This is a genomic window from Rhodococcus aetherivorans (assembly GCF_011058165.1).
Lineage (GTDB): Bacteria > Actinomycetota > Actinomycetes > Mycobacteriales > Mycobacteriaceae > Rhodococcus > Rhodococcus aetherivorans.
This window is the reverse complement of the sequence record NZ_JAALEG010000002.1, coordinates 96413-109082: the sequence shown is the minus strand read 5'-3', so window position 1 is coordinate 109082 and position 12670 is coordinate 96413. Positions and strand designations below refer to the sequence as shown.

At 72.0% G+C, this 12670-nt stretch carries 12 protein-coding genes; 6 read left to right on the top strand and 6 right to left on the bottom strand.

Annotation, left to right across the window (positions count from 1 at the left end; genetic code table 11):
* Window positions 1–67 precede the first annotated feature (67 nt).
* Complete coding sequence (locus G6039_RS01365; protein ID WP_043800367.1) at window positions 68–1312, bottom strand: APC family permease; 1245 nt, start codon at window positions 1310–1312, stop codon at window positions 68–70.
* Between the two features lie 45 nt (window positions 1313–1357).
* On the opposite strand from G6039_RS01365, the gene G6039_RS01360 reads away from it, so the two are divergent.
* From G6039_RS01360 to pth, 4 genes are all read left to right on the top strand, one after another.
* The gene (locus G6039_RS01360) at window positions 1358–2536 is read left to right on the top strand and encodes an aminotransferase class V-fold PLP-dependent enzyme (RefSeq protein WP_006938916.1); all 1179 of its coding nucleotides are present in this window, start codon (window positions 1358–1360) and stop codon (window positions 2534–2536) included.
* A gap of 89 nt (window positions 2537–2625) precedes the next feature.
* Window positions 2626–4095 carry an FAD-dependent oxidoreductase gene (locus tag G6039_RS01355; RefSeq protein ID WP_043800410.1) on the top strand — a complete coding sequence of 490 codons (1470 nt, stop codon included), beginning with the start codon at window positions 2626–2628 and terminating at the stop codon, window positions 4093–4095.
* Between the two features lie 205 nt (window positions 4096–4300).
* A complete protein-coding gene (locus G6039_RS01350) occupies window positions 4301–4906 on the top strand; it encodes a 50S ribosomal protein L25/general stress protein Ctc (RefSeq protein ID WP_006938918.1) in 606 nt (201 codons plus the stop codon).
* A 101-nt stretch (window positions 4907–5007) separates the two neighbouring features.
* The gene (pth, locus tag G6039_RS01345; protein WP_006938920.1) at window positions 5008–5580 is read left to right on the top strand and encodes an aminoacyl-tRNA hydrolase; all 573 of its coding nucleotides are present in this window, start codon (window positions 5008–5010) and stop codon (window positions 5578–5580) included.
* A gap of 8 nt (window positions 5581–5588) precedes the next feature.
* On the opposite strand, the gene G6039_RS01340 is transcribed toward pth, so the two are convergent.
* On the bottom strand, window positions 5589–7223 hold the full coding sequence (locus G6039_RS01340) for a fatty acyl-AMP ligase (protein WP_029542107.1): 1635 nt from the start codon (window positions 7221–7223) through the stop codon (window positions 5589–5591).
* A gap of 199 nt (window positions 7224–7422) precedes the next feature.
* On the opposite strand from G6039_RS01340, the gene G6039_RS01335 reads away from it, so the two are divergent.
* Both G6039_RS01335 and G6039_RS01330 read left to right on the top strand, forming a co-directional pair.
* The gene (locus tag G6039_RS01335) at window positions 7423–9090 is read left to right on the top strand and encodes a peptide chain release factor 3 (RefSeq protein ID WP_029542105.1); all 1668 of its coding nucleotides are present in this window, start codon (window positions 7423–7425) and stop codon (window positions 9088–9090) included.
* An 85-nt stretch (window positions 9091–9175) separates the two neighbouring features.
* Complete coding sequence (locus G6039_RS01330; protein WP_006938924.1) at window positions 9176–9709, top strand: hypothetical protein; 534 nt, start codon at window positions 9176–9178, stop codon at window positions 9707–9709.
* 126 nt (window positions 9710–9835) lie between these two features.
* Here G6039_RS01330 and G6039_RS01325 read toward each other — a convergent pair whose 3' ends face one another.
* The 4 genes from G6039_RS01325 to G6039_RS01310 form a co-directional block, all read right to left on the bottom strand.
* Window positions 9836–10873, bottom strand: coding sequence for an enoyl-CoA hydratase/isomerase family protein (locus tag G6039_RS01325; RefSeq protein ID WP_029542103.1), 1038 nt, complete (start codon window positions 10871–10873; stop codon window positions 9836–9838).
* 83 nt (window positions 10874–10956) lie between these two features.
* The gene (locus G6039_RS01320; protein WP_006938929.1) at window positions 10957–11403 is read right to left on the bottom strand and encodes a VOC family protein; all 447 of its coding nucleotides are present in this window, start codon (window positions 11401–11403) and stop codon (window positions 10957–10959) included.
* 28 nt (window positions 11404–11431) lie between these two features.
* Window positions 11432–11911 carry a nuclear transport factor 2 family protein gene (locus G6039_RS01315; RefSeq protein WP_006938931.1) on the bottom strand — a complete coding sequence of 160 codons (480 nt, stop codon included), beginning with the start codon at window positions 11909–11911 and terminating at the stop codon, window positions 11432–11434.
* A 101-nt stretch (window positions 11912–12012) separates the two neighbouring features.
* A complete protein-coding gene (locus G6039_RS01310; protein WP_029542101.1) occupies window positions 12013–12642 on the bottom strand; it encodes a TetR/AcrR family transcriptional regulator in 630 nt (209 codons plus the stop codon).
* Window positions 12643–12670: the final 28 nt, after the last annotated feature.

The window sequence follows — 12670 nt, the reverse complement described above, 5'->3', positions numbered from 1 at the left end:
TCCCTCGCCTGTGGGCCAGCTCACGGACGAGCCTAACGTCAACCGGCGACAGGATGCGGGTGAACGCTCACGGCACGGCCCGGCGCGTCGCCCGTGCGAGGACACCGACCGCCAGCACGGCGACGCCGACCCCGACGGCGCCCGGCGGCAGTGTCAGTGTCAGCGCGACGCACCCGACGGCCCCGATCACCTGCAGGAATCGGGGGTAGCGACGGTGCTCGTCCCGCTGGGTGAAGGCGGACAGGTTCGCGACGAGGTAGTACACCAGCACCCCGAAGGATGAGAATCCGATCACTCCGCGCAGATCGACGGTCGCGACGAGCAGGCACACCACCGCGGCGACGGCGAGTTCGGCCCGGTGCGGCACCGCGAACCGCGGATGCACCGCCGCGAGCGGGCGCGGCAGATCGCCCTGCCGCGCCATCGCGAGTGCGGTGCGGCCGACGCCCGTCACGAGGGCGAGCAGGGCGCCCAGCGACGCGACCGCGGCCCCGGCCACCACGACGGGCGCCGCCCACGCCCAGCCGCCCGCGCGGACCGCGTCGAGCAGCGGCGCGCTGCTCGACGCCACCCGGTCCGGCCCGAGGCACGCGAGCAGGGTCACCCCGACGACGGCGTAGAGCAGCACCACGAATCCGAGGGCGCCGACGATCGCGCGCGGGATGGTCCGGCGCGGCTCGCGCACCTCCTCACCGAGTGTTGCGATCCGCGCGTAGCCCGCGAAGGCGAAGAACAGCAGGCCGGCCGCCTGCAGCACCCCGTACGCGCCGCCGCCGACGGGGCCGAACGGATCGGCGGGCTGCGCCCCGGGGCCGGCCCAGCTCGCCGTCACCGCCACGGCGAGGGCGACGAGCACCAGCGCCACGATGATGCGCGCGAGCCGGGCCGTGCGGGTGATGCCCCGGTAGTTCACGGCGGTCAGGGCGAGGACCGCGGCGACGGCGACCGGCCGCCGCCACGGTTCCGGCACGGCGTAGGCGGCGAAGGTCAAGGCCATCGCCGCGCAGCTGGCGGTCTTGCCGATCACGAAGCCCCAGCCCGCCACGAAGCCCCACCACGGCCCGAGCCGTTCCCGGCCGTACACGTAGGTGCCGCCGGACGTCGGATACTGCGCGGCGAGCTGCGCCGACGACGTGGCGTTGCAGTACGCCACGACCGCGGCGACGGCCAGGCCGACGAGCAGGCCCGCGCCGGCCGCGGCGGCGGCCGGCGCGAACGCCGAGAACACCCCCGCCCCGATCATCGCACCGAGCCCGATGGCGACGGCGTCACCGGTGCCGAGCCGGCGCTGCAGGGGTGTCGGTTCGCTCACGCGTACATTCCAACCACGAAGACATGAACGGGAGGTACGTCCTCGATGCTCGACCTGCAACGCGCCCGTCGGGACACGCCCGGCTGCTTCGACCGGGTCTTCCTCGACAGCGCGGGCTCGTCGCTGCCGCCCACCCCGGTGCTGGAGACGACCGTCGCGCATCTGCGGCGCGAGGCCGAGGTCGGCGGGTACGTCGCGGCCGCGGAACGCGCCGGTGACCTCGCCGCGGTGAAGACCTCGATCGCGCGGCTGATCGGCGCGGAGGCGTCGTCGATCGCGCTGGTCGAGAGCGCCACCCGGGCGTGGGCGAGCTTCTTCTACTCGGTGCCGCTCGGCGAGGGCGACCGGATCCTGCTCACCCGCTCCGAATACGCCAGCAACGCCGTCTCCGCGCTGCAGCGCGCCCGCGCGACCGGCGCGACGGTGGAGACGATGCCCACCGACGCGCTCGGCCGGATCGACGTCGACGCCCTCGGCCGCACCCTCGACGAGCGGGTCAAGCTGGTGTCCGTCGTGCACGCCCCGACCAACGGCGGGCTCGTCAACCCGGTGCGGGAGGTGGCCGACGCCGCGCACGAGGTCGGTGCGCTGGTGCTGCTCGACGCGTGCCAGTCCGTCGGCCAGCTGCCGGTGAGCGTGCCCGAGTTCGACGTCGACGCGCTCTCCGCGACCGGTCGCAAGTGGCTGCGCGGACCCCGCGGCACCGGCTTCCTCTACGTCCGCCCCCGGCTGATCACCGAGCTCGAACCGGCCGTGCTCGACCTGCACAGCGCGCAGTGGACGGCCCCGGACGAGTACCGGGTCGCCGACGACGCGACGCGGTTCGAGCTGTGGGAGACCAACGTCGCCGCCCGCCTCGGGCTCGGCGCCGCCGTCGACTACCTGCTCGACTTCGGTGTCGACGCGGTGACCGAGGCGGTCGCCTACCGGGCCGAGCACCTGCGCGACGGGCTGGGCCGGATCCCCGGCGTGGCCGTGCGCGACCTCGGCAAGGAACACAGCGGCATCGTCTCGTTCACCGTCGACGGCTGGGATCCGGCGCACCTGCGCGAGGCGCTGGCCGCCGAGGCGATCACGGTCACGGTCAGCGGGCGCGGCTCGACGCTGCTCGAGATGTCGGCGCGACGGCTCGAGTCGGTGGTGCGGGCCTCCCCGCACTACTTCGTCTCCCCCGCCGACGTGGACCGGTTCCTGGCGGCCGTGCGGTCGCTCACCCGGTCCTGACCGTCCCGGCAACCGGGACAGCCGGTACCGCTCCCCCAGGTCGCGTGGTCAAGGTGTGCGAATCCCCGCACCACTTCGAGAGGATCGCGATGACCGAGACCAGTCCCGTCCGTCCTGTTCCCGTCGACCGGATCCCCGCCTGGGATCTCGAGGCCGACGTCGTGATCGCCGGATACGGCATCGCCGGTGTCTGCGCGGCCATCGGCGCCGCCGACGCCGGAGCCGACGTGCTGGTGCTGGAACGCACCGGCGGGTGGGGCGGCGCGGCCGCCCTCGCCGGCGGGTTCGTCTACCTCGGCGGCGGCACGGCCGTGCAGCGGGCCTGCGGGTTCGAGGACTCGGTGGACGACATGCGCGCGTTCCTGACTGCGGCACTCGGACCGGGCGTGGACGAGGAGAAGATCGCCGCGTACTGCGCGGGTTCCGTCGCGCACTTCGACTGGCTCGTCGGGTGCGGGGTGCCGTTCAAGCACGAGTTCTGGGGCGAGCCCGGGTGGGAGCCACCCACCGACGCGGGCCTGCAGTACACCGGCGGGGAGAACGCGGCGCCGTTCCGCACCGTCGCCCGGCCCGCGCCGCGCGGTCACGTGCCGCAGATGAGCAACAAGCGCACCGGCGAGCAGGGCGGCGGCTACATGCTCATGAAGCCGCTCGCCGAGAAGGCCGCCGCGCTCGGGGTCCGCGCCGAGTACGACGTGCGGGTGCAGACCCTCGTCACCGATGCGTCCGGACGGGTGGTCGGGCTGCTGGCCAAGCGGTACGGCACCGACCTGGCGATCCGGGCGCGCCGAGGGGTCGTTCTCGCCACGGGCAGCTTCGCCCACAACGACGACATGGTGCGGGCGTACGCGCCGCATCTGGTGGGCCGTCCCGCCGCGTCGATCGAGGAGCACGACGGCCGGGCGATCCGGATGGCGCAAGCCCTCGGCGCCGACCTCGCGCACATGAACGCGACCGAGGTGGCGTTCTTCTGTGATCCTCAGCTGATCGCGCGCGGCATTCTCGTCAACGGGCGCGGCCAGCGATACGTGCCCGAGGACACCTACCCGGGCCGCATCGGTCAGCTGACCCTGCTGAAGAACGACAACGAGGCGTTCCTCGTCATCGACGAGGCGGCGTACGAGGCGGGGATGGCAGCCCCGACGTCGTCGGAGCAGCTGCGGCATCAGCCGAAGTGGGTGTGCGAGACCGTCGCCGACCTCGAGGCCGAGATGGGTCTGCCCGAGCAGGCGCTGCAGTCCACGGTGCAGCTGTACAACCGGCACGCCGCACGGGGCGAGGACCCGCTGCTGGGCAAGAAGCGCGAATGGGTGAAGCCGATCGGTTCGCCCGTCGCGGCGATCGACCTGCGCGGCATGACCGGCGGGTTCACGCTCGGCGGCCTGCGCACGAGCCTGGACTCGGAGGTGCTGCACGTCGACGGCGCGCCGATCCCGGGGCTGTTCGCGGCGGGACGGGCGGCGGCCGGGCTGTCGGCGTGGGGATACTGCAGCGGCATCTCCCTCGGCGACGGCAGTTTCTTCGGCCGGCGGGCGGGCACCGCCGCCGCGCGCGGCTGAGCGCAGGGCGGCGTTCGACTGGCCCGGGCGGATCCGGTAGAGTCGTTCGAGTTGTCTCGGCGAGGGTGAACCGCGAAATCGCTGGCTCACCGTGATCGACGCGGCTGCGGCTCCGCTCGAGCGTGTCTACGCTCCTGGCCGCGCGCGTCGCCCCTCGCCGGGAAGACCGCCCCAGTTCGAGCCATATGCGTAGGAGCCTTTCAGCATGTCCGACGAAAACCGTCTCGTAGCCGCCGTCCGTACCGAGTTCGGCAAGGGTGCCGCCCGCCGCGCCCGCCGCGACGGTCAGGTCCCCGCCGTTCTGTACGGCCACGGCACGGACCCCAAGCACCTCGCCCTCCCGGCCCGTGAATTCGCGGCCGTGCTGCGCGCCCACGGCACCAACGCCCTGCTGACCCTCGAGGTCGACGGCGGCGAGGAGCTGGCGCTGACCAAGTCGGTCGTCGTGCACCCGATCCGCAACTACATCGAGCATGCCGATCTGCTCGTCGTGAAGAAGGGCGAGAAGGTCACCGTCGAGGTCCCGCTCGTGGTCACCGGCGAGGCCGCCTCCGGCACCCTGGTCGTCAACGAGGTCAGCACCGTCCAGCTCGAGGCCGACGCCCTGAACCTGCCCGAGCAGGTCGAGGTGTCCATCGAGGGTGTCGAGGCCGGTACCCAGATCCTCGCGAACAACGTGCAGCTGCCCGCCGGTGCGACCCTGCAGGGCGACCCGGAGCTGCTGCTGGTGAACGTGGTCGCCGCACCGACCGCCGCCGCGATGGAGGGCGAGACCGCGGAGGGCGAGGCTGCCGAGGCCGAGGAGGCCTGAGCCCCCACCGGCTCCGCGTGACGTGACGAGCGGCGCGTCATCCCACGGGATGACGCGCCGCCGTCGTGACAACACCCGCCGCAACGGAAGGACACCGCCAAGTGAGCGACGGCACCGCCCTCGTCGTCGGGCTGGGCAATCCCGGCCCGCAGTACGAGAAGACCCGCCACAACGTCGGCTGCATGGTGGCCGACACGCTCGCCGCCCGCGTCGGCGGAAAGTTCAGCGCGCACAAGCGCAGCAACGCCGACATCGTGCAGGCCCGCCTCGACGGCCGGCAGGTGATCCTCGCCAAGCCACGCACCTACATGAACCTCTCGGGCGGGCCGGTCGCCGGACTCGCGCGGTTCTTCTCCGTCGAGCCCGCCGACGTCGTCGTCCTCCACGACGAGCTGGACCTGGACTTCGGCACGATCCGGCTCAAGCTCGGCGGCGGCGAGAACGGCCACAACGGGCTGCGGTCGATCTCGAGTGCCCTCGGCACCAAGCACTACCTGCGCACCCGCATCGGGATCGGCCGCCCGCCCGGCCGCATGGACCCGGCCGACTACGTGCTCAAGCCGTTCTCCTCGACCGAACGCAAGGACCTCGACCTGATCCGCGAGCAGGCCGCCGACGCGGTGGAGCTGTTGCTGCGGGTCGGCCTGGAAGAGGCGCAGAACAGGCTGCACTGAGCGCGGCGTCAGCCGCCCAGCAGGTGGACGGAGCTGCCACGGCGCAGCTTGCCCGACGACGTCTTCGGGATGCTGCCCGGCCCGAGCACCGCGACGGTGCGCGGCCGCACCCCGACCTCCGCGACGACCGCGTGCACGACGTCGTGTTCGATGCGGCGCACCTCCTCCGGATCGTCGATCCGGTTGGTCTCGACGGCGACCGCGAACGACTCGCGTTTGTCGCCGGCGTCGAGGCGGATCGCGACGGCGTTGCCGGGGCGCACGCCGTCGACGCTGCACGCGGCCCGTTCGATGTCGGTGGGATAGACGTTGCGCCCGCCCATGATGATGACGTCCTTGACGCGTCCGCACACCACGACCAGGCCGTCCTCGGTGAAGTAGCCCACGTCGCCGGTGTCGAACCAGCCCTGCGAGTCCTGCGCGGGCACCGGACCGTCGACGGTGAGGTAGCCGTGGGTGACCGCCTTGCCGCGCAACTGGATGATGCCGACGCCGCGGGGCGGCAGCAGCTCCCCGTCCTGGCCGACGACGCGGCCCTCGAGGCCGGGCACGAGGTGGCCGAGAGTGGGCAGGCGACGGGCGTTGGACCGGCTCGACGGCACCGCCATCCCGCCGGCCTCGAGCAGGTCGGGGTCGACGAGATCGAGGATCTGCCCGCGTCCGGGGTCCGGCACCGAGACCGCGAGGGTGGTCTCGGCCATGCCGTAGACCGGCGCGAGCGCGGCGGGGTCGAGGCCGAACCGGGCGCCGGCGGCGGCGAGGGCCTCCATGGTGTCCGGGTCGACCGGCTCGGCACCGTTCCACATCCACCGCACCGACGACAGGTCGACCGCGCCGTCGGGCGCCTGCGCAAGCTTGCGCGCCAGCAGCGAGTACGCGAAGTTCGGTGCGGCCGTTACGGTTCCGCGGTACTTGCTCATCAGCTCGGCCCACAGCAGCGGGGACCGCAGGAAGTCGAGCGGGGTCACGGAGACGACCTCGGCGCCGACCTGCATGGGCACGCTGAGGAACCCGACCATCCCCATGTCGTGGAACAGCGGCAGCCAGCTGACCATCACGTCGTCGTCGAGGGAGAACTTGATCCGCTCGATCATCGCGTACGCGTTGACGTAGAAGTTCTCGTGCGTGATCTGCACGGCCTTCGGGGATCCCGTGGACCCGGAGGTCAGCTGCTGCAGCGCGATGTCCTGTTCGTCGGTGGGCAGCGGGTCGACGGGCGTGCCGGCGTCCATCTCGGCGATCGTGACGACGGGGATGCCCCGCTCGGCGAGCAGCGGCGCGGCGATCTCGAAGGGGGCGCCGAGCACCACGGTGCGGGCGCCGATCATGCCGATGACGACCTCGGTGTCGCGGGCCCACAGGGCCAGGTCGGTGCGCGGGGTGGGCTGGTGCAGCATCGTCACCGAGGCACCGCGCATCCACACGGCCTGGCAGGCGGGGGCGATGTCCACCGGATTCCCGGCGAGGATGCCGACGGCGTCGCCGTGGCCGATGCCGGCCGCGGCGAGGGCACCGGCCATGCGCCGGGCCTGCTCGTGGATCTGCCCCCACGTCTGCCGCCGCGGGGCGTCCGGCTCGCCGGTGACCAGAGCATGCGGCGAGCGAGCCGCGGTCTCGTACATCTCGTCGGTGAATCTGCTCACGAACCACTCCTCACGCCGGATACGACCACGCCCAGGGTGCCCCCGATCCGCGCCGAGGGGGAGTCTCTTCGGCGAATGTGACCGAATCTGGCGGAAATCGACATTCAATCGCCGAGTAACATGGACGAGTTGTCTGCGATGCGCGAGCCGCCCGCGCGCATCCACGAGCCGCACATCCGCTTCGAGAGGTTCTCCTGCGTTGACTACCCCGCCCGTTTCCACCGGCAACGACGCCGGCACCACCGCCGTGTCGTCGAAGGAAGTGCTCGCGGAAGCGGGTCGCCGCCGCACCTTCGCAGTGATCTCCCACCCGGACGCCGGCAAGTCCACGCTGACCGAGGCGCTGGCCCTGCATGCGAAGGTCATCGCGGAGGCCGGTGCGGTGCACGGCAAGGCCGGGCGCAAGTCCACCGTGTCCGACTGGATGGAGATGGAGAAGGCCCGCGGCATCTCCGTCAGCTCCACGGCGCTGCAGTTCAACTATCGCTCCGAGGAGTCCGGCGACGACGTCGTCAACGTGATCAACCTCGTCGACACCCCCGGCCACTCCGACTTCTCCGAGGACACCTACCGGGTGCTCACCGCCGTGGATGCGGCGGTGATGCTCATCGACGCCGCCAAGGGCCTCGAGCCGCAGACGCTCAAGCTGTTCCAGGTGTGCCGGCACCGGGGCATCCCCGTCATCACCGTGATCAACAAGTGGGACCGGCCCGGCCGCACCCCGCTGGAACTGCTCGACGAGATCGACGAGCGCATCGGCCTGACCCCCACCCCCCTGTTCTGGCCCGTCGGCATCGCCGGCGACTTCCGCGGCCTGCTGCGCCGCGGCGAGGACGGCGCACCGGTCGAGTACGTCAAGTTCACCCGCACCGCCGGCGGCGCGAAGATCGCCCCCGAGGACCGGCTCTCCCCCGGCGAGGCCGAGGACCGCGAGGGCGAGACGTGGATCGAGGCGGCCGAGGAGTCGGAGCTGCTGTCGGCCAGCGGGCAGGACCACGACCAGGAGCTGTTCCTGGCCGGGCAGACCTCGCCGGTGATCTTCGCGTCGGCGATGCTCAACTTCGGTGTCCGGCAGATCCTCGACACCCTCGTCGCGCTGGCGCCGCCGCCGCGCGCCCGGCTCGACGTGAACGGCAACTCCCGCAACGTGGACGACCCGTTCAGCGCCGTGGTGTTCAAGGTGCAGGCGGGCATGGACACCGCGCACCGCGACCGCCTGGCGTTCATGCGGGTGGTGTCCGGGGTGTTCGAGCGCGGCATGGTCGTCACGCACGCGCAGACGGGCAAGCCGTTCGCCACCAAGTACGCGCTGACGGTGTTCGGCCGGGAACGGTCCACGGTCGAGAACGCCTACCCCGGCGACGTGGTCGGCCTGGTCAACGCCACGGCTCTCGCGCCCGGGCACACCCTGTACGTGGACAGGAAGGTGGAGTTCCCGCCGATCCCGTCGTTCGCGCCCGAGCACTTCTCGATCCTGCGCGCCGAGAGCGCCTCGAAGTACAAGCAGTTCCGCAAGGCCGTCGATCAACTCGACTCCGAAGGCGTGGTGCAGATCCTGCGCAACGACATCCGCGGCGACGCGTCCCCGGTGATGGCAGCCGTCGGTCCCATGCAGTTCGAGGTGGTGGCGGCCCGGATGAAGGCCGAGTACAACGTCGAGCCGCGGATGGAACCGCTCGGCTACGCGCTGGCCCGCCGCACCGACGCGGCCTCGGCGGACGAGCTGAACCGGCAGCGCGGCGTCGAGGTCTTCACCCGCTCGGACGGGGTGCTGCTGGCGCTGGTGAGCGACAAGTGGCGGCTGCAGTACATCCAGAAGGAACTTCCCGAGCTCACCCTCGAGCCGCTGGTGGCCACCGCCGATTAGGGACGCCCGTGGTGCGTGGGGCTGGTGTTACTGGTAGTTTGCTGTGCCGTCGAGCCGACCGAGCTCGCGGATGTCAGGAGCGTTCATGGACGACGACTCGGCCGCACCGACCGACGGCACGCCGCTGCGCGGCCGTTCCGACCCTGCGGACGAGTCGCCGGGGCCCAAGCGGGCGGGCACCTTCGTCTATCCCCTGCCGGGAACCCTGACCGGTAACGGCGCGTCCGCCCCGCACTCGGTGGGAAGCCACGCGGCGGACCACGACGTCGCCGACGAGGCCGGTGGCAACGGCACCGATCCGCTCTCGCTGCCGAGCTTCGACGAGATCGTCGCCGGCACGAACGGCGTCGCCGCGGACAGCACGCCGACCGCCGCGTCGCGCCGCAACTCGATGGGAGTGGCATCCGTGCGGATCGCGGCGCGACTGGCGCACACCGAACTCGCCGCCCGCGCGCAGCGGCCCCCCGCCTCCGACCCGACGATCGGCACCGACGAACTGCTCACCCTGCTCGGCGAGTACCTCGTCGCGGGCGGGTTCGAGAACCCGGAGATCCGCGCCGTGCTGGGCGGCCAGGAGATCGTCGTCGACCTGCTCGCGCCGCAGCGCACCGCACGCTGACGCCCGCATCCGCGCCCCCGCCGGTCGGCAACGCACGAAACAAACTGCACTGCTGAGGATTTCGTGCGCGGATGCGTCGTCTCGTCGTGCCCCACTCCCCGCGCGGGACTGCGGCCGGCCGAGCGTCTACTCCCGGAACAGCCCCGCGACGACGGCCGGGTCCACCTCGCCGATCCCCCGCGGCGACCACGACGGGTTGCGGTCCTTGTCGACGAGCACCGCGCGCACCCCCTCGGCGAAGTCGGGCTCGGCGGTGATCCGCACCGCGACCTCGAGTTCCCGCGCGAAGCACTCGCCCAGGGTGCTCTCGGCGCCGCGACGCAGCAGCTCCGCGGTGGCCCAGAGGCTCGTCGGGGACGCCGCGCACAGCGCCGCGCGGGTGGTGACGGCCCACTGCTCGTCGAGGTCGTGGTCGCCGGAGAGCCGTTCGACGGCGTCGGCGACGGTGCCGTCGCCGAACACCGCGTCGATGTCGGCGTAGCGGTCGGCGATCGCCGATGCGGGGGCCGCCTCGGCGAACTCGTCGAGCGCCAGCTGCCAGTGTCCCTCGCGGATCCGGTCGGCGAGGGCTTCGATCCGGTGACTGGGAACGAAGTGGGTGGCCAGGCCGACGGCGATGGCGTCGCCCGCGTCGGCGCGGGCGCCGGTCAGCGCCAGATACAGGCCGACCGCGTCGCAGCGGGCGGTGGTGCCGCGCAGCCGCGGCAGGAAGTGGCTGGCGCCGACGTCGGGGATGAAGCCGATCGCCGTCTCCGGCATCGCCAGCATCGCCTTCTCCGTCACGACGCGCACCGCGCCGTGTACCGAGATGCCCAGCCCGCCGCCCATCGTGACGCCGTCGAGGAGCGCGAGATACGGCTTGGGGTAGGTGGCGACCAGTTCGTCGAGCCGGTACTCGTTCGCGAAGTAGTCCCGCACCGTGGCGGTGTCGCCGGCCACGGCGGCGTCCCGGACCGGCTTGATGTCGCCGCCCGCGCAGAACGCCCGGTCGGATGCGCTGGTGACCAGCACCGCGGTGATCTCGGGGTCGTCGCGCCATGCCAGCAGGGCCTCGTACATGTCGCGGATCATCGACGAGTCGAGGGCGTTGAGCGCCACCGGCCGGTCGAGCACCACCTCGCCGATGCCGTTGGCGACGCGGGTGCGGATGAAGGTGTCGGTCACGGGGCGGAGCCTACCGGGCCGCTCCCCCGACGGCCGATCGTGTGAGCCCGGCGGCGCGCGTGTCGAACTCGGCGCACCGCGGCCTACTGTCCGGTACCGGCGGTGCCGTCCTGCCGGCGACCGGTCGGGGGGCCGATGAGCAGCCAGCGGTGCCCGAACGGATCGAGCAGCGTGGCGTTGCGGTGACCGTGGCTCTCGGCGATCCAGCGCTCGACGGTGCCGCCGGCGTCGTGGGCCTTCGCGAGAACGGCGTCGGTGTCGGCGACCGGCAGCATCAGGCTCACCGACGTCGCGCCGGCCTCGGGCGCGGCCAGGCCCATCTCGGGGAACTCCTCCGCGAGGTAGACCATTCCGGTCGGAAAGACCAGCTCGGCGTGCCCGATCCGGCCGTCCTCCAGCACCACGGGGTCCGCGGCCAGTGTCGCGCCGAACACCTGCCGGTACCAGTCGATGGCGCTGCGGGCGCGCGCCACGATGAGGTACGGGAGCGCACCGGCCCGGGGGAAGACTTCGGTGTCGGTCGCGGTCATCGGGCGGGGTCCCCTCCTCTCGGGTGGTTCAGGATGCGCGGGGCGGCTGCTGCAGCAGCGACCACCGGTTCGACGTGAGCCGGAAGCTGGGCATGTCGGACACGGATGTGACTGTCTCCCAGTTTCTTTCGTATCCGGTATGGGAGATGCGCCAGCTCCCGTCGGAGCAACGCACATAGCGGTCGTGGTAGTAGGCGGACCCGCGCATCACCAGCCCGTCCTCGGGCACCACCACCGTGTCGGCCAGGAACCAGATGCCCGTGGCCGTGTCGCCCTCGACGTCGATCTCGGGATGGCCACAGTGATGTTCGGTGATGACGTGGGATCCGAGGGTGTTCTCGAGGAAGTTCAGGAACGCGTCGCGCGACTCGAAACTCAGGTGCTCGCCGTAGACGGCGGTGGCCTCGGGAACCATGGTGTCGGCCAGTTCGATCCACGACTTCGTGTCGAGCGCCCGCGCGTAGCGGTACTTCAGCCGCTCGATCTCACCTATCGCCTGCAGATCCATTCTCGCGCCTCCCACCACAGGTAAGACCTGTCAGCCAGGCTAGCCGGGATCACCCTCGGAGGGTATCGATTTCGGCGGCTCGCCGGGCAATTCGATTGCAGTTAGGTCACGGCACCTGGATCGTGTTCCCGTTCCGCGACCAGCGCCCGGATCGCGGCGTCGACGAGCGTGCGGGCATAGGCGTCGTCGTCCGCCGCCGATCCCGGGTCGGCGAGGGAGAACAGCACGTGACTGAGCGCCGCGCCGGTGACCATCTCGAGCAGCAGGGTCACCGAGACCGCCGGGGGCAGCTCGCCCCGCTCGACCGCCCGCAGCACGATGGTGCGGGCCGCGACGAGGCGGCTCCGGTTGAGCGTGGTGGTCAGGTTGGCCAGCAGGTCCGGGTGCACGCGGGCGTCGAGCGCGACGCGCAGGCTCACCAGCCCGGGCGTGGTGCGGTAGCCGCGCAGCAGCTGGGTGACGAGCTCGACCAGGTCCGAGCGCAACGATCCGGTGTCGATCGGCACCGGCAGCGGGCTGCGCGCCTCGAGGGCCTGCACGAGCAACTCGTCCTTGGTGGCCCAGCGCCGGTACAGCGCCGCCCGGCCCACCCGGGCGCGCCTGCCGACCGCGTCGATGGTGAAGCCGCGCCAGCTGGTCTCGGAGTAGACCTCGATCACCGCGTCGTAGACGCGGTCCTCGAGGTCGGCGTCGCGGGGTCGGCCCCGGCGACGGACGGTCGGCTCGGTCACGGTCTGCAGTGTGCCAGACACCCCACCC